Below are 16,806 nucleotides of genomic sequence, written 5' to 3'. Positions count from 1 at the left end.
CGCGTCAGCCCTCGGCCGGGGACAGCCGGCCTCGGTTCTTGGGGGTGGGGCCGGGGACTAGCCCAGGCGCTCGACGAGCGCGTGGTACTGGTCCCACAGCTCCTTGGGGGTGTGGTCGCCGTAGGTGTTCAGGTGCTCGGGGACCAGGGCGGCCTCCTCGCGCCAGACCTCCTTGTCGACCGTGAGGAGGAAGTCCAGGTCCTCGGCCGGAAGGTCGAGGCCGTCCAGGTCGAGGGAGTCCTTGGTCGGCAGGACGCCGATGGCGGTCTCCACGCCCTCGGCGGTGCCGTCGAGGCGGCCGACGATCCACTTCAGGACGCGGCTGTTCTCGCCGAAGCCGGGCCACACGAACTTGCCCGCGTCGTTCTTGCGGAACCAGTTCACGTAGTAGATCTTCGGGAGCTTGGCCTGGTCCTTGTCGGCCGCGACCTTGACCCAGTGGGCCATGTAGTCGCCCATGTTGTAGCCGCAGAAGGGCAGCATCGCGAAGGGGTCGCGGCGCAGTTCGCCGACCTTGCCCTCGGCGGCGGCGGTCTTCTCGGAGGCGATGTTCGAGCCGATGAAGACGCCGTGGTTCCAGTCGAAGGACTCGGTGACCAGCGGGACGGCGGAGGCGCGGCGGCCGCCGAAGAGGATCGCGGAGATCGGGACGCCCTTGGGGTCCTCCCACTCGGGGGCGATCGTCGGGCACTGCGAGGCCGGGACGGCGAAGCGGGCGTTGGGGTGCGCGGCCGGGGTCCCCGACTCCGGGGTCCAGGCGTTGCCCTTCCAGTCGATCAGGTGGGCGGGCGCCTCTTCGGTCATGCCCTCCCACCAGACGTCAGAGCCGTCGGGGGTGAGCGCGACGTTGGTGAAGACGGTGTTGGCGTACATGGTCTTCATGGCGTTGGCGTTGGTGTGCTCGCCGGTGCCGGGGGCGACGCCGAAGAAGCCGGCCTCGGGGTTGATCGCGTAGAGGCGGCCGTCCTCGCCGAAGCGCATCCAGGCGATGTCGTCGCCGATGGTCTCGACCGTCCAGCCGGGGATGGTCGGCTCCAGCATGGCGAGGTTGGTCTTGCCGCAGGCCGACGGGAACGCGGCCGCCACGTACTTCGCTTCGCCCTCGCCCTGCGGCGGGGTGAGCTTGAGCACCAGCATGTGCTCGGCGAGCCAGCCCTCGTCACGCGCCATGACGGAGGCGATGCGCAGCGCGTAGCACTTCTTGCCGAGCAGGGCGTTGCCGCCGTAGCCGGAGCCGAAGGACCAGATCTCGCGGGTCTCGGGGAAGTGCGAGATGTACTTGGTGCTGTTGCACGGCCACGGCACGTCCTCCTGGCCCTCGGTGAGCGGGGCGCCGAGGGTGTGGACGGCCTTGACGAAGAAGCCGTCGGTGCCGAGCTCGTCGAGGACGGCCTTGCCCATGCGGGTCATGGTGCGCATGGCGACCGCGACGTAGGCGGAGTCGGTGATCTCGACGCCGATCGCGGAGAGCTCGGAGCCGAGGGGGCCCATGCAGAAGGGCACGACGTACATCGTGCGGCCCTTCATGGAGCCGCGGAATATGCCCTGCTCCCCGCTGAAGATCTCCTTCATCTCGGAAGGGGCCTTCCAGTGGTTCGTGGGGCCCGCGTCCTCCGCCTTCTCGGAGCAGATGAAGGTCCGGTCCTCGACGCGCGCGACGTCGGAGGGGTCGGAGGCGGCGTAGTAGGAATTCGGGCGCTTGGCCTCGTCCAGCTTCTTGAACGTTCCCTTGGAGACGAGCTCCTCGCACAGGCGCTCGTACTCGGCCTCGGAGCCGTCGCACCAGACGACGCGGTCCGGCTGGGTGAGGGCTGCGATCTCGTCCACCCAGGAGACGAGCTCCGAATGCTGAGTGGGGAGGGTCGAACCGGAAGTGGGAGCCGCGTTGTCGCGCGCCACGATTGCTCCTTGTTGAGGGGTTTGTTTGGTGTATGCCCCGTGGGGGCTGCGACCCGGATGCTTCGCGCTCCGCTCATCCGGTGCCGACCGCACTCATCTGATCATCCGGTGGATGTGCGCATATGTCCAGAGGGCCTCTCACGTGAGCATCGACACGTCCGTCAATCTTCCGTAAAGAGCGCTACCGGGAACCTACGGACCCGTAGGTAGCATGTGGACCATGACTTCTGACGCCGCCGCCGTAGCGGCCTCACCGGCAGCGCCGGGGGTGGAGACCGAGGCCAAGCCCCTGATGCGGGGCTGGCTGCACACCGGAATGTTCCCGGCCGTGGTGGTCGCGGGCCTGGTGCTGATGGCCTTCACCGACTCCACCAGGGCACGCGTGGCCTGCGGCGTGTACGTCCTCACGGCCTGCCTGCTCTTCGGCGTCAGTGCCGTCTACCACCGCGGTACGTGGGGGCCGCGCGGCGAAGCGATCCTGCGCCGCCTCGACCACGCCAACATCTTCCTGATCATCGCGGGCACCTACACCCCGCTCACCGTCCTGCTCCTGCCGGACTCCACCGGGCGGACCCTGCTGTGGGCGGTGTGGATCGCGGCGGCCGCCGGGATCGCCTTCCGCGTCTTCTGGGTCGGCGCACCGCGCTGGCTCTACACCCCCTGCTACATCGCGATGGGCTGGGCCGCGGTCTTCTTCCTGCCCGACTTCCTGCGCACCGGCGGCATCGCGGTCCTGGTCCTGGTGATCGTGGGCGGACTGCTCTACAGCGTGGGCGGCGTGATCTACGGCATCAAGCGGCCCAACCCCTCCCCCCGCTTCTTCGGCTTCCACGAGGTCTTCCACTCGCTGACGCTCGCGGCCTTCGTGGCCCACTACGTCGGCATCTCCCTGGCCGCCTACTCGCACCGGGGGTGACGGCCGGCGTCAGCGCGGCAGGTCGCGGGCGAGGGCGGTCAGCACGGCCCGGGTCTTCGTCTCCCCCGTCCGCGGCGGGGTGAGGCCGCGGACGCGCAGGCCCTGCCCGAGGAGGTCCTGGACCCGGGTCGCGTCGGCGACGTCCGCGCGGACCGACACCTCCAGGAACCTCAGTCCGCCGTCGGTGGTCCACTCCTCGATCGCCACCGATCCGGGCAGCCCGTCCCAGTCCTGCTTCCACTTGACGGCGTGCACCGGGCCCAGCGCCGTCAGGGCGTCGAGGTCCTCCCCGTCCGCGTCGGCCGCCTCCAGCAGTTCCAGTTGCGGCTTGGTGACCAGATCGCCGAGGGCGCCCCGTTCGGCGTCGAGGGCCTCGTCGAACTCCCGGTCGGCCTCCAGCGAGGCCGCCAGGACGGGGCCGAAGTCGGGCCCGGCCCGGTCCTCCTCGATCCGGTACTCCCAGTGCTCCTCCTCGCGCTCCTCCTGCCAGGACTGCGGCAGCGGGGTGCACGGGCGCAGTTTGACGGTCAGGTCCGCCTTGTGTTTGGAGCCCGGTCCGGCCTCGTCCCGGCGCAGGCGCAGGATGAGCCCCCGGTCCAGCAGGGGCAGCGCGATCGCGCCGCCGGCCGACTTCACCGGCCGGTCCCAGAAGTGGACGGCCCGCGAGCGGCCCTCCTCGCGGTCGAGCTCCAGCGCGTCGAACGCGGCCCCGGCCTCCGCTCCGACGAAGCTGATCTTGATCTCTGCGGCCGTGGCCGTCGGGAGCTGCTTCATGGTGCCGTTATCGCACGGCGGACCGGGACCCGCATTCCGGGCGACGGGCCGGCAGCGCCGCCCCCGCTACCGCCCGCGTACCGGGCCGGTACGGGGGCGGGCGGGGCCGGGGCCGGCGGCGGGGCCTGCTAGCAGGCGTGACCGTCGCCGTCGGGGTCCAGGCGCAGCGGGTCGCTGCCGTTGACCTTCATCCGCTGGGGGAACCGGTGGGCGGCCAGCCAGTCACAGCGCGCCCGGGTGGTCTTCTCGACCTCCGCCGGGAAGTTCGTCGGCACGCACAGGCTCGTCGTGCCGTAATGGCGGTCGCAGCCGGCCACGGTCGGGGCGACCGGGGCGGCGTCGCGCTGCCCGGGATTGGGCTTCGGGGCGGCCAGTGCGTTCGCGAAGGAGTGCTCGTGGGCGGTCGGCTGCTGCCCCTGTGCGGCCGCGAGCGCGGGGGCTCCGCCGAGGTGGACCCAGGTGGCGACCGAGGGGACGCCGTTCGCGTCGACGCCGAAGAGCATGTACCAGCCGGGCGGCGCCAGGTTGGGGTTGCTGGTGACGTTGAGGTCGATGGTGGTGTTGTTGACGACGCTCATGGGCAGGTCCACGAACCGCTGGTTGGGGTCGGAGGAGTGGGTGACGGCCGCCGGGCGGATCAGTTCCGCCTTGACGATCGGCCGGTCGACGGTGATCCGCTGCGTGTCGCCGTAGACCCACTCGGTGTCGATCACCGAGGTGAGCCGGGGACGCGGGCCCTTGAAGAGGTACGGCGGGGTGTAGATCGACACCGCGTGGTTGTACGTGCCGTTGCCCGGGTTGTCCCCGACCGACATGACCCGGCCGTCGGGCAGCAGGAAGGCGCCCGAGTGGTAGGTGCGCGGGATCGGGTCGGTGGCCAGGCCCGGCTGGTAGGTGTTGTTCGCGGGGTCGAAGAAGGAGGCCTCGAAGACCGGGTCGGCCCGGTCGTGCAGCCCGCCGCCGGTCTCCAGGACCTTGCCGTCGGGCAGCAGCACGGCGGACACGTACATCTTGCCCTCGGCGCCGGTCTGCGGGCGCTTGCCGGCGCCGACGTCGACGAGGCCCTGCGGGAGGTCCGGGCCCGCCGTGTAACCGGGGCTCGGCTTCTTCAGGTCGATGATGTCGGTGAGGCGGTTCGCGGGCGGGTTGGTCTCGTTGTTGCCGCCGCCGATGGTCAGCACCCGCTGGTCCTGGGCCGGCGGCAGCAGCACGCTCGCCGACTCGTCCCGCGCGTCCTTCCCGCGCAGCCCGGGAACGTCGGTGACGGTGTTGGCGTCGTAGTCGTAGATCGAGGAGCCGGATCCGGTCGTGCCGTTGCCGAAGGTGTGGCTGCCGGAGTAGAAGAGCCGGCCGTCCTGCATGAGGATCATCGAGGGGTACAGGCCCCAGTACGACCAGGTCTGGTTGACCTGGTTCATCGGCAGCCACGCGTTCTGCGCCGCCGAGAACTTCTCCGCCGTGACGTTGCCGGTTGAGTCCTCCTTCAGACCGCCGAAGGAGATCACGTCGCCGTTGCCGAGGATCGTGGCGGACGGGTACCAGTGGCCGCCGTTCATGTCGTTGGTCTTCGTGTACGTCTCGGTCACCGGGTCGAAGACGTACGAGTCCTTCAGCCCCTGGTAGCCGATCTTGCCGTCGGCGGACGGGTACCCCTTGTTGCCGCTCATCACCAGAACCCGGCCGTCGGCCAGTTGCACGTGCCCGGAGCAGAACATGTCCACCGGCGTCGGGATCGTCCTGACCGAGCCGGCCACCGGGTCGTACACGGCGGAGGTGAAGGTCCCCGCGTTGAACTGGGATATGTCGTTGCCCGATCCCGCGATCAGCAGCACCTTGCCGTTCTTGAGGACCACGGCGTGCATCGAGCGGACGGGGTTCTGGGCGGCCATCACCTCCCATTTGCCCTTGGCGCACTGGTCGGGCGTGCCCGTGCAGGCGGGCTGGGGCGGGACGGCCCCGACCTCCTCCACCGCGTAGTCGTCGGTGGTGAGGGTGCCGACGCCGTAGACCGACAGCCCCCAGGTGATCTTGTCGGTGTTCGGCGGGACGGTGGGCGTACGGACCTGCGTGCGCGCCCACGCGGCGCTGACCGGCGGGTTCTGCAGGTCGGTCCAGTACTGCCAGCCGGCGGTGGTGTCGTGGCGGAAGACGGTCACGGAGACGTCGGGGGTGTTCGACTTGTACCAGGCGGACAGGTCGTACTGCCGGCCCGGTGTGATGGTGGGGGCGCAGGTGGCGTTCTCGGTGACCAGGGCCTTGCGGTCGCCGTCGACGCGGCGGGTGAGGGAGACCTTCATGGCCCTGGTGCCGCCGTGCGCGTCGGCGACGGTGGCGAAGGTGAAGTCGTTGTCGCCCCAGCCGGACTTCTCCCAGCAGGAGGGCATGTCGGTGCCGGCCGGTCCGGCGGTCTCGAAACCGGGGTTGGTGAGCAGGTTGGGCGGTCCGGCCGTGGCCTGCTGCGGTGCGGTGAGCAGCAGGCCGGCGGTCATCGCCCCGACGGCGAGGAGGGCGGCCCGGCGCCCTGACCTCCGTCGGATCTTCCTCTGCATGCGGGGGTGTCCTTTCGGTGCGTCTCAACTCCTGCGTGAGGTCGCCGCACGTGGCCCGCGCGGCAGGTAGACGAGGGCTTCGGTGGCGGCGAAGCGCAGGACGAAGGTGGTCACGAGCGCGAGGGCGGTCGCGGGCAGGACTCCGAGGCCGAGCCGGGCGACGAACAGCGCGATGAGCGGGATCCGAAGGAGCAGGTCGGCGTTGGCGAGGAGGGCGAAGCGGCCGATCCGGTCCGCCCAGTGGCGGTGGCGACGGCGGTCGCGGAAGAGCAGGGTCTCGATGAGGAGGAAGTTCCACAGCACCCCGGCCTGGTTGGCGAGGACCTCGGCGGCCAGGTACTGCACCCCGGCGTGGGTCAGGAGCCACAGGGCCAGCAGGTTCGGGGCGAAGCCGGAGAGGCCGATCAGGCCGAAGCCGATCATCCGGGCGAGCGGGCTCGCGGAGCGCAGGGCGGCCAGGTGCGCGAGGAAGCGGATCCCCTCGCGGGCACCGGACTTGGACTCCCCGGCGAAGCGGTCCTGGAAGACGAAGGGGACCTCGGCGGTCTTCGCGGGGCGGCAGCGGACGGCCAGCTCCAGCAGGATCTTGTAGCCGAGGGGTTTGAGGGCGTCGGCACTCACCGCGGAGCGGCGCATCGCGAAGAAACCGCTCATCGGGTCGCTGATCCCGCGCAGGGCGCGCGGGAAGAGGCCCTTGGCCAGCCAGGTGGCGCCGCGCGAGACGGCGACGCGGTAGCTCCCGGCGAGGCCCGCCCGGCTGCCGCCGACGATGTAGCGGGAGGCGACGACCAGGTCGGCGCCGGTGCGGGTGCCCTCGCCGACCAGTTCGGGGACGAGGTGGGGAGGGTGCTGGAGGTCGGCGTCCATGACGACGATCCACTCGGAGCCGGCCCGCTTGACGCCCTCGACCACGGCCCCGCCGAGGCCGCCCTCGGCGACCTGCCGGTGCAGGACCGCCACCGGGAAGGGGCAGTCCGCGGCGGCCTTCTCGATCACGGCCGGGGTGTCGTCGGTGGAGTCGTCGACGAAGAGCACCTCGCAGGGCGCTCCGGCGGGCAGCGAGGCGCGCAGCCTGCTCAGCAACTCCCCCACGTTCGCCGCCTCGTTGAAGGTCGGGATGATCACTGTGACGCTGCCGGGGGCGGGCGCCCCCCCCGCGGCGGCCTCCGGCGCGTCCACGGCGCGCGGGGGCCACACGTCCTCGCTCATGGTGGTTCAGCTCCCACTCTCGCGGTCGGTGCGGCGGATCTCGACGCGGTCCTCGCCCGTACCGAAGACGGCGACCGCGGTCGAATGCTCCAGTGCAGCCTTCACGTTGGGCAGGTCCGCCGCATCACGACGCACGGTGGGCGAGGAGACGACGTAGTCGATGTCCCGCCACCCGCGCGGCAGGGTCTTGGTGACGGCCGGGTCGAGGTCCGCCTTGTAGAACCAGATGGCGCCCGTTCCGGGTGCAAAACCGTGGTGAACAGCGTCGAGCCACAGGGCGTCGTCCACGAGGACGCGGGTGTTCGCCGGTTCGGCGACCGTGCCGAGCCAGGCGGCGGCCTGCCGGTAGGGGGCGTTCGCGTCGACGGTGAGAGCGGTGCGGTTGCCGTCGTACCAGCGCGGCAGGACGTAGACGGCGGCGCAGGCGGCGAGCACGACGGTCAGCGCCCAGCGCGCGACCACCAGGGCGCGGCGCTCCCCCGGGGTGCGGCGGCGGCGCAGGACGGCGTGGGTGACGCCGGCCGCCGCGGCGGCCAGGACCAGGGCGAGGAAGGGCAGGGCCTGGATCACGTACATGGCGGGCAGGTAGCCGGAGGGCCGCAGGGCGACGAGCGCGAGGATCACGGCGGCCAGGGCCGGTCCGGCCAGGGCCCTCGCGGTGACCGACCAGCGGATGGTGGCCAGCAGCAGGACGGCGCCGGCGAGGCCGCCGAGCGGCAGGACGGTGTCGTAGTAGAGCCAGGACCGGAACACGCCGTACGAGCCGGAGCCGGGGTCGAGGATGAATCCGGAGCCGGGGCGGCCCATCTGGTAGGTGATGCCGTCGATGAGGGAGACGTGTCCGGCGCCGGGCAGCAGTTCGCCGTTGAGCAGGGCGTACAGCGGGTACGAGAGCCCGATCAGGGCGCAGGCGGTGATGGCTCCGGTGACGGCGAACTTGCGGGTGTCGCGGTGGCTGTGGCGCCACATCGTCACCAGCAGCGCCGGGAGCACCACCAGCATCGTCTCCTTGGTCAGGACGGCTGTGGCGGCGGCCAGGCCCGAGCCGAAGTGGTGCCAGAGGTGGCGGCTGGGGGACGCGGCGAGGCAGAAGGCCAGCAGCATCCACATCACGGCGAGGTTGTCGAGGAAGATCTCCCGCTGGAGCACGACGGAGAGCGGGGAGAGCCCGAAGAGGGCCATCGCGAGTCCGGCCGCCCAGCGCGGCAGCCAGAGCCGGCGGGCGAGCACGTAGATCAGCACCGAGCTGACGCCGGAGACGGCGAGCATCGAGAACCGCATCGGCGCGACCGTCATCCAGTCGGGCACGAAGAGGGAGGGCAGGTACGTCAGCCCGGCCACCTGGATCCAGCCGAGCGGCGGGTGGTCGTACCAGTAGGTGTAGTGGGCGAGGCCCTTGCCCTGCTGGACGGCCCAGGCCTGGGCGAGGTACGTGCCCTCGTCGTCGCTCAGGGTGGGGAAGTGGGTGATGTTCCAGCCCTGGACGAGGAGGATCGCCAGCAGCAGGGTGGCGCAGAGCAGCAGGTCGGGGCGGGAGGAACGGAAGCGGGCCAGGGGCCGGGCGGGCGCGGGCGGACGGACGCCGAGGCCGCCGCCGGGGCCGGGTCCGGCGGGGCGGCGCTGGGCGGGGCGGCGCTGGGCGGGGACTCTGGGCTCGACGGCGGTGGAGGTGGAGGCTGCGGCGGTGGCGGTGGAGGTGGCGCCCGCGCCGGCCCGGGGGCGGACGGGCAGGGTGGCGGAGGCGTCGGCGGTCGAGGCTTCGGCTTCGTCGGCGGCGGCTTCGTCGGGTCCGGGCTGAGGCTGGGGATCAGTGGCCGTGGGCAGGGTGGCGGTCACCGGTGGCTGTCCTCTCGGATCGCGGTGGAAGCGGTGGAGGCCGTCGCCCCGGTCAGGTGGGCGCCGGTGTGGCTGGTCAGTTCCCACTCGTTGCGGCCACGCTGCTCGCGCCAGACCGCGCGGATCGCGGCGCCGGCCAGCATCACCTGGTAGAAGGGGCCGCCGACGACGAGCTTGACGTAGTGCACGAAACGGACCCGCAGGCCGTACTGGCGGCCGAAGTCGTGGAGGCCGACGATCTCGAAGACGAAGGTCACCAGCGCGGTGATCATGGGCAGGAAGGTGATGATCGCGATGCCGACCGGCACGTCGAGGAAGAGCGCGACGGCGAAGTTCACCGGGATGATCACTCCGGAGGCCGCCTGCATGAAGGGGGTCATCAGCGTGTAGCGGGCCAGCCAGCGCTGGCCGCGGCCCGGCAGCTGCCGCCAGTCCTTCTTCCGGTAGACCTGGAGGAAGCCCTGGTTCCAGCGGGTGCGCTGCTTGAGCAGGCTCATCAGCGAGCCCGGCGTCTCCTCGCGGGTGACCATGTCGGAGTCGTAGGCGACGACCACCTTCTTGCCGACGGAGGAGAGCCGCACCCCCAGGTCACAGTCCTCGGCGAGGCAGTTCTGGTCCCAGCCGCCCGCCTCGCGCAGCACCTCGGTGCGCACGAAGACGGTGTTGCCCCCGAGCGGGATGAAGCCCTTCTCGGCGTGCAGGTGGAGCCGGGAGCGGAACCAGAAGAAGTACTCCAGGCAGTTGCGCAGGCTGTACCAGCTGGAGTGGAAGTTGATCAGCTGTACGCCGCCCTGCACCACGTCCGCCCCGGTGGCCCGGAAGGCGTGGTCGACGTGGGCGAGGAGCTCCGGGTGGACCTGGTCCTCGGCGTCGAAGACGCCCACGATGTCGCCCCGGCAGTGCGGGAGTGCGGTGTTGAGGGCCTTCGGCTTGTTCTTCGCCTCGTGGTGGTCGGTGACGACGCGGACGCGCTCGGGTGCGCGGGCGGCGGCGCGTTCGGCGACGGCCGCCGTCCCGGGGTCGTCGTGGCCGACGATCACGATGATCTCGTAGTCGGTGTGGCTCGATTCGAGGAGCCGGTCGATCGTGTGCTCCAGGACCGCCTGCTCGTGGCGGGCGGGCAGGAGCAGCGAGAACGCCAGCCGGCCGCCGCCGTCGGGGCGGTCGAACCGGGTCGACGCGAGCGTCTCCGGCGTGCGCCACGCGTGCATCTGCCACCACAGGGTGAAGGCGGCCATCCAGAAGAGCGCCAGCGAAATGGCAGCAATGAACACAGAAGTGTACAAACTGTCCCCCACAGACATGCCGCAACCCCAGGCGGCGATCGAAAACCCCCCGGAGGCGGACCACGGGCCCCCCGGCCCTCCGCCTCCGCTTCCCCCTCGTGCGCACCCCCCAGTGCGCGGCTCGGCGAATCCCGAAGCCATGAGATTAGGCAGGGAACGTGAAGCGGAGGCGCCGCCCAGATAAAAACCACGTTTCGGAGTTGATGTACAACAACCGGAATTGACGGTACTCCGGGTACTTCAGGGACGAACTGCGCCCAACTGATCCGCCAATTCGACCAGTTCTGTCGTAGGACGCGCGCAGACGAAGTGTCGGCACACGTACGCCGCCGGAAGGTCGCGAACAAGTGTGCGCTCGGCCAGAAGGGGGAACTCCCCGCCGCTCCCGTCCGCCGCACGCGGCAGACCCACCGCCACCACCGCCCCGGGAGCCGTTCCCAGCAACGCCGTCCGGTGCAGCGCGGCCCGCGCCGGATCGTCCGGATGCCCCACGACGGCCACCTCGCGCGGCCCGTCCACGAGCGCCTCCGCCACCGCCAGGCCGTGCCCGATGAAGCGCGGGGCGCGCGGCCCGAGGGCGTGCACCACACCCAGCGCCCGCTCGGCCGCCGTGCGGTGGGGCTGCGAACCGGTGTGCGCGGCGTACGAGAGCAGCGCGCCGGCGGCGGCCGTCCAGCCGGAGGGGGCGGCCGTGTCGGTGGGGTCCTGCGGCCGCCTGATCAGCCGCTCGGCGTCGTGCGCGGTGTCGTAGAGCGAGCCGTCCTCGGCGGTGAAGCGGGCCATCACCAGGTCCACGAGGAATCCGGCGAACTCCAGCCACACCCCCTCACCGGTGACGGAGGCCAGCGTCAGGAAGCCCTCGGCGACATCGCCGTAGTCCTCCAGCACCCCGGCGTTGGAGCCGACCCGGCCGTCGCGGCTGGTGCGGGCCAGGCGGGCGGAACCGTCCATGTGGACCCGGACGAGCAGGTCGGCGGCCTCGGTGGCCCTCTCGACCAGGTCCGGACGCTCGAAGTACGCCCCGCACTCGGCGAGCGCCGCGATGGCCAGCCCGTTCCAGGCGGCGACGACCTTGTCGTCCCGGCCGGGCGCCGGGCGCCGCCCGCGGGCCGAGAGCAGCCGCTCCCTGATCCCGGCGAGGCGCTCCGCGTCGAGGGCGGGTCCGTCCCGGTGCAGTTGCAGCACCGAGGCCCCGTGCTCGAAGGTCCCCTCCGGCGTCACCCCGAAGTACGCCTGCGCCAGGGCCCCGTCGGCCTCGCCGAGCACCTCGGCGAACTGCTCCGGGGTCCACGCGTAGTAGGCCCCCTCGACGTGCTTCCCGCTGACCGGGTCCTCGCTGTCGGCGTCGAGGGCGGAGGCGAACCCGCCTTGCTCGGTGCGCAGTTCACGGACCATGAAATCGGCGGTCTCCAGCGCGACCCGGCGCGCGAGGTCCGATCCGGTGGCCCGCCAGAGGTGGGCGTACACGCGGCAGAGCAGCGCGTTATCATAGAGCATCTTCTCGAAGTGGGGCACCACCCACTCCCGGTCCACGGAGTACCGGGCGAACCCGCCGCCCAGCTGGTCGTAGATCCCGCCCCGGGCCATCGCCTCGCAGGTGTCGACGGCCATCTGGAGGGCGCCCTCGGAGCCGGTCCGGGCGTGGTGGCGCAGCAGGAACTCCAGCACCATGGACGGCGGGAACTTCGGCGCGCCGCCGAAGCCCCCGCGCACGGCGTCGTAGTCCCGCGTCAGCCCGAGCAGCGCCCCGGCCAGCTCCTCGGGACCGGGCACGCCGGCCTTGCCGTAGTCCAACTGCCGCCCGGCCAGGTCCCGTACGATCCGCTGCGCGACCTCGGCGACCTCCTCGGGCCTGCCGACCCAGGCGGTCCGCACGCCTTCGAGCACCTGCGTGAAGGAGGGCATCCCGTGGCGGGGCTCGGGCGGGAAGTAGGTGCCGAAGTAGAAGGGCTCGGCGTCCGGCGTCAGGAACACGGTCATGGGCCACCCACCCTGCCCGGTCGCGGCCTGCACGGCCTCCATGTAGACGGCGTCGATGTCGGGCCGCTCCTCGCGGTCCACCTTGACGTTGACGAAGTGCTCGTTCATGAAGGCGGCGGTCGATTCGTCCTCGAAGGACTCGTGCGCCATGACATGACACCAGTGGCACGCAGAGTAACCGACTGACAGCAGAACGGGCACATTGCGCCGCCGCGCCTCCTCGAAGGCCTCCGGCTCCCACGGCCACCAGTCGACCGGATTGTCAGCGTGCTGAAGCAGATAAGGCGAGGTCACACCAGCCAACCGGTTCATAAGGCCCAGCCTCTCACAACGCCCGCCGCGCCCGACGAAACCCTCGCGAGCCCGCCTCGCTTGGCCGAATTGCACTTGTGAGCCATCACGTGGTGGGCGGCTCAATTCCCGTCAGAGTCCGGCGGCCCGACACCTCGGAACAGTAGGCTGGGCGCAGCAGCGCTGGACCTGTCGAGGCCCCTCGAAGGAGGTACACGATGACCGCCGAGATGGTGGCGCCCGCGTGGATGCATACGCAGATCAGTGCGGAACAGTACGACTCCTGGTCCGAGGAGCAGTGCGCCGGCATCGAGATCGTGGACGGGATGGTCGTCGTGAGCCCGAGCGCCTCCAAACGGCACAATCGGCTGGCGCGAGTCCTGGCAAACACCCTGGACACCGCCGCAGGCCCGGACTGGAACGCAGACACGGACTTCGACGTCCGCCTGCAGGACGTTCCGCTCACCAACCGACGTCCGGACGTCATTGTCTACCGGGCGGAGACCATCGACCTCACGCCCACCCGCCCCGAGCACGTACTCCTGGTCGTCGAGGTCGTATCGCCCGGTTCGGAGACCACTGACCGGATCGTGAAGGTGGACCAGTACGCCAAGGCCGGCATCCCCTTCTACTGGCGGGTCGAGCAGGCCGCCACCGGGGTCCCGATCATCTACACCTACGTTCTCGATCCCGCCACCAAGGCTTACAGGGAAGGCGAGATGTTCACCGGCACAGTGAAGGCCACCGTGCCTTTCGCCGTCTCGGTCGATCTTGGGGTCCTGTAGGGAACCGAGAAGTCGCCCCGCTATCGACGCTCCGGAGCACTCAGGAAGAGCCACCTGACTCCAAGATCGCCAAGATGGTGTCCCACCTTCTCCTGGGGCCAGGCGGGTGAGGCCCGCCGCCGCGCCCCCTCGAAGGCATCCGGCCCCCACGGCCACCAATCCACCGGATTGCCGCGTCCATGAGCACATGACAGTTGGCGCACAGACACAGCAGGTTGCCGATCGTGTCCGCACCTCCGCGGGAACTTCCCAACGAGCGGATGTGCGCCGCTTCGGCATAGGCGCGACCGTCCCTCAGCTGGAGGCGGACACCACAGACCTGGCACCTGAAATCGTGGAACTTTTTGACGAGGTTGGCGACGGCCGTGCTGCGGACAACACGCTGGACCGGGAGGGGCGATCGCATACCGCCGGCCAGGCCTGGTCCCTCGGCTTCTTCGAGTTGTGCAAGGTCTGCCACACCCTGTTCGGCAGGCACCTCCCGGACGAGGCGGAATCGCCACACGCGCCGTCCGTCCAGTCCTTGCTCGGACCAGTCGTGTAGAGCCCGTCGTAGCGGTAGGCCTGGGCACCGGAGGTGGCCGTGGTGTCGGCGGCCCCAAGCCTGATCCTGGGTTCGTTCTTCTTCTTCGGGATGGTCTGCCCTGCGGTCTGGTCCCGGAAGCCGCAGCGCCGGAAAGCGGCCCTCACCGTGATGACCTCCCTCCTCGGAACGGCTCGGCGCCGGAACTCGACCCGACGCCGAGGTTCGGCGGGTCAGCCCGCGTGGCCTCACCAGCCCGCAACAGCACTCTGCGTCCCCTGCCCTCTTCGCCGGCCAGGCAGGGGACGCCGAAAGCCTGCACGGTGTAATAGAAGCCCTCTTACGCTGTAGGCGTGAAGCCGCCCAGAGCCGGGACCACCGAGAACATTTCCGTGTCCATGCCCGCAGATCTGGTCAGTGAGCTCCGATCTCGAACCGGCCGCCGCGGCCTGTCCGGCTACATCACCGAGGCTGTCAGGCACCAGCTCGCCATGGACGGACTCGCCGAAATCGTCGCTCGCGAGGCGGTTCGACATACGCCCATCCTGCCGCACCGCCCGGCTCCCGCCCCGCGACGGGGCCAGCGGGCCGCCGGTTCGGCCGATCGGCCCGTACGGCCGGACCGTCCCGGCGTCAGCGGAGGAAGGGGGTGAGGGCTTCGGTCCAGGTGGTGCGGGTGGTGGGCCAGTCCGGGGTGCAGGTGTGGGCTCGGGGGGACAGGTCGGGGTGGCGGGTCGGGGAGGCGCCGTACAGGAGGCACAGGTGGGTGGCGGCGCGTTCGGCGGGCGGGGCGTGTTCGGGGCCGGGCTCCGGGTCGGCGGCGGCGGCCCGCAGGTACTCCTCGGCGGCGGTCCGCAGTGCCCGCTCGCCGTCCGGCCCCTCGCGGATCAGCATGAGGGCGGCGAACCGGTCGGCGGCGTCCTCCTCGGCGCGGGCCGAGGGGAAGGGCAGGTCCAGGGCGTCGGCGAGGGCGTGGCCGGCTTCGTGGTGGACGGTCTCGGTCACGACGTCGGCGACGGCCTCCTCGTCCGTGAGGAGTTCCCGCTCCTGCACCACGTCGTCGCAGCAGAGCCCGATGCGGCGGGTGGTCCGGGTCGTGGCCCGCGCCCTCTGCGGCGCAGGAGCGCGAGGACGGTGACCGGTTCCGGGAGGTCGAGGTAGGCCTCGAGGGCGGCGGCGGCCCGTTCGCCCGGTTTCCGGGTGCGCAGCAGGGGCGAGCCGTCCGCGTCGGCCGGTGCGGGTTCTTCGTGGCGGACCGTGAAACCCCGCGCCGGTGGGGGGTGTTGGCAGGCCGGGGCGGACAGGAGGGTGGCCGGCCTGCGTCGTGGGCTTGTCCGCCGAGCGCAGGGGGCGTTCGCGGGCCCGGGGTACATATATGCACTCGGGTGACCGAGGGGTCGTCAACTCCCTCTGAAATAGCTCAGATTCCTCGCGCTCACGATGGTCCCGCCGCACACTTGGGCCACGTTGCACGGAACGCTCCGAGGAGGACGCCGATGCGGGACAGCCATCGTGTCGAGGCCGAACGGCTGCTGGTGCGGGCCGTCGAGGAGGAGGTCCGGCGGGCGGACGCCCCGGTCGGCCGCGAGGCCCTGATGGCGCGCGGACGGGAGGCCCTGGAGGGGCTCGCCGCGGCGGCGGCCGAGGAGTACGGGGCGTACGTGGCGGCCCTGGACGAGGCCGCGGCCGGGGAGGAGTCGCTCGGCGAGGCGTTCCGGCGCGGGAACACCTCGACGGCCCTGCTGGTGACGGCGGTCGCGGCCGCCGCCGCGGCCGGTGCGGACCTGGCCTTCGGCGTCTCCGCCGGTACGGCCCTCAGCGCGGGCATCGTCGTCGGCGTCGCGGGGGCGGCGACGACGGTGGCCAAGGTGACCGCCGTGCACCTGCCCGCCGCGAACCGCCGGGCCGGGGCCGCGGGCCGTCCCGGCGGGCCGGAACAGCTGAGGCTCCAGTGGCTGACGGCGCTGGAGGTACGGGGGATACGGCCCTTCCTGGAGCAGCAGCGTGCGGTGCGCACCCCGCCGCGCGGCATCCGCAACGGTGCGGCGGGCGGGGCCGCGGGCGGTGTCGGGGCCGGGGCGGCGCAGCCGCTGCGCGGGGCGGACCGCAGTGCGGAGGCCCGCAGGCGCAGCATGCTGGAGCAGTCGTTCGCGCAGCTGCCGGACGCCGGGGACCTGTTCACGGGCCGACGGGCGGAGCTGACCCGGATCGCCCAGTGGGTGCAGGCCGGTCGGGCCAGTACCGAGACGCGTCCCGTCGTGGTGGTGCTGCACGGGGAGCCGGGGGTGGGCCGTACCGCGCTGGCGCTGCGGGCGGCGCACGCGCTGCGCGACCAGTTCCGCGGGGCCTGCCTGGTCGACCTGCGCGGGGGTTCCGCTCCCGGTGAGCCCCCGCTGTCGACGCGGGAGGCACTGCTGCACCTGCTGAACCGGCTGGGTGCCCCGCGCGAGCAGCTCCTCTTCCGGGAGGGGGCCACGGCGGAACAGCAGGTGCGCCGGCTCGGCGAGCTGTACCACCAGCACCTCCAGGGGTTCCCGGTGACGGTGGTGCTGGACGACGCGGTGGACGTGGCGCAGGTGCGGGCCGTGGTGCCGGAGCGGACCGAGAGCCTGGTGCTGGTGACGGCCCGGGAGCCGCTGGAGCTGCCGGACGACCTGCAGGCGTGGGTGCACCAGCTGCCGGTGGTGCGGCTGGCCGGTGCGGAGGCGGCCGAGGTGCTGGCCGCCGGGGCGCGGGCGGCGGGCGGGGCGGCGCCGGC

Annotated in this window: 14 protein-coding genes; 5 read left to right on the top strand and 9 right to left on the bottom strand. The window is 71.6% G+C overall.

All coding sequences use genetic code 11. The features are described 5' to 3' along the window. Nucleotides 1–57: 57 nt before the first annotated feature. Nucleotides 58–1,899 carry a phosphoenolpyruvate carboxykinase (GTP) gene (locus ACEPPI_RS12725; RefSeq protein ID WP_373915333.1) on the bottom strand — a complete coding sequence of 614 codons (1,842 nt, stop codon included), beginning with the start codon at nt 1,897–1,899 and terminating at the stop codon, nt 58–60. A 220-nt stretch (nt 1,900–2,119) separates the two neighbouring features. Between ACEPPI_RS12725 and ACEPPI_RS12720 the strand changes: the two genes are divergently transcribed. Then, on the top strand, nt 2,120–2,815 hold the full coding sequence (locus ACEPPI_RS12720) for a hemolysin III family protein (protein ID WP_373915332.1): 696 nt from the start codon (nt 2,120–2,122) through the stop codon (nt 2,813–2,815). 9 nt (nt 2,816–2,824) lie between these two features. Here ACEPPI_RS12720 and ACEPPI_RS12715 read toward each other — a convergent pair whose 3' ends face one another. The 6 genes from ACEPPI_RS12715 to ACEPPI_RS12690 form a co-directional block, all read right to left on the bottom strand. After that, entirely contained in the window at nt 2,825–3,589 is a 765-nt protein-coding gene (locus tag ACEPPI_RS12715; RefSeq protein WP_373915331.1) for a hypothetical protein, read from the bottom strand. Nucleotides 3,590–3,717: 128 nt separating this feature from the next. Further along, nucleotides 3,718–6,138: a galactose oxidase-like domain-containing protein gene (locus ACEPPI_RS12710; protein WP_373915330.1), complete on the bottom strand. Its 2,421-nt coding sequence runs from the start codon at nt 6,136–6,138 to the stop codon at nt 3,718–3,720. A 24-nt stretch (nt 6,139–6,162) separates the two neighbouring features. Next, nucleotides 6,163–7,347, bottom strand: a complete 1,185-nt coding sequence (locus ACEPPI_RS12705; RefSeq protein ID WP_373915329.1) for a glycosyltransferase — start codon at nt 7,345–7,347, stop codon at nt 6,163–6,165. A gap of 6 nt (nt 7,348–7,353) precedes the next feature. Next, nucleotides 7,354–9,078 carry an ArnT family glycosyltransferase gene (locus ACEPPI_RS12700; RefSeq protein WP_373915399.1) on the bottom strand — a complete coding sequence of 575 codons (1,725 nt, stop codon included), beginning with the start codon at nt 9,076–9,078 and terminating at the stop codon, nt 7,354–7,356. A gap of 101 nt (nt 9,079–9,179) precedes the next feature. Further along, a complete protein-coding gene (locus ACEPPI_RS12695) occupies nt 9,180–10,469 on the bottom strand; it encodes a glycosyltransferase (protein WP_373915328.1) in 1,290 nt (429 codons plus the stop codon). A 240-nt stretch (nt 10,470–10,709) separates the two neighbouring features. Next, nucleotides 10,710–12,761 (bottom strand): thioredoxin domain-containing protein, encoded by a 2,052-nt coding sequence (locus ACEPPI_RS12690; protein ID WP_373915327.1) that lies wholly within the window; start codon nt 12,759–12,761, stop codon nt 10,710–10,712. 197 nt (nt 12,762–12,958) lie between these two features. Here ACEPPI_RS12690 and ACEPPI_RS12685 point away from each other — a divergent pair, with 197 nt between their 5' ends. After that, nucleotides 12,959–13,525, top strand: a complete 567-nt coding sequence (locus ACEPPI_RS12685) for a Uma2 family endonuclease (protein ID WP_373915326.1) — start codon at nt 12,959–12,961, stop codon at nt 13,523–13,525. 40 nt (nt 13,526–13,565) lie between these two features. On the opposite strand, the gene ACEPPI_RS12680 is transcribed toward ACEPPI_RS12685, so the two are convergent. Next, a complete protein-coding gene (locus tag ACEPPI_RS12680) occupies nt 13,566–13,823 on the bottom strand; it encodes an HNH endonuclease (protein WP_373915398.1) in 258 nt (85 codons plus the stop codon). Between ACEPPI_RS12680 and ACEPPI_RS12675 the strand changes: the two genes are divergently transcribed. Continuing rightward, on the top strand, nt 13,713–14,069 hold the full coding sequence (locus tag ACEPPI_RS12675; protein ID WP_373915401.1) for a hypothetical protein: 357 nt from the start codon (nt 13,713–13,715) through the stop codon (nt 14,067–14,069). The two genes, ACEPPI_RS12680 and ACEPPI_RS12675, sit on opposite strands and share 111 nt — an antisense overlap. A gap of 332 nt (nt 14,070–14,401) precedes the next feature. After that, nucleotides 14,402–14,701, top strand: coding sequence for a hypothetical protein (locus tag ACEPPI_RS12670; RefSeq protein WP_373915325.1), 300 nt, complete (start codon nt 14,402–14,404; stop codon nt 14,699–14,701). Here ACEPPI_RS12670 and ACEPPI_RS12665 read toward each other — a convergent pair. Then, nucleotides 14,682–15,104, bottom strand: a complete 423-nt coding sequence (locus ACEPPI_RS12665; RefSeq protein WP_373915324.1) for a DUF4344 domain-containing metallopeptidase — start codon at nt 15,102–15,104, stop codon at nt 14,682–14,684. The two genes, ACEPPI_RS12670 and ACEPPI_RS12665, sit on opposite strands and share 20 nt — an antisense overlap. A 440-nt stretch (nt 15,105–15,544) precedes the next feature. On the opposite strand from ACEPPI_RS12665, the gene ACEPPI_RS12660 reads away from it, so the two are divergent. Further along, on the top strand, nt 15,545–16,806 hold a 1,262-nt coding region (locus ACEPPI_RS12660), incomplete at its 3' end, for an AAA family ATPase (protein WP_373915323.1).

This window comes from Streptomyces sp. AB3(2024), assembly GCF_041862025.1.
In the GTDB taxonomy this organism is placed as follows: domain Bacteria; phylum Actinomycetota; class Actinomycetes; order Streptomycetales; family Streptomycetaceae; genus Streptomyces.
Note: the sequence above shows the minus strand (reverse complement) of the source record. Positions and strands in the feature narration are given on the sequence as shown.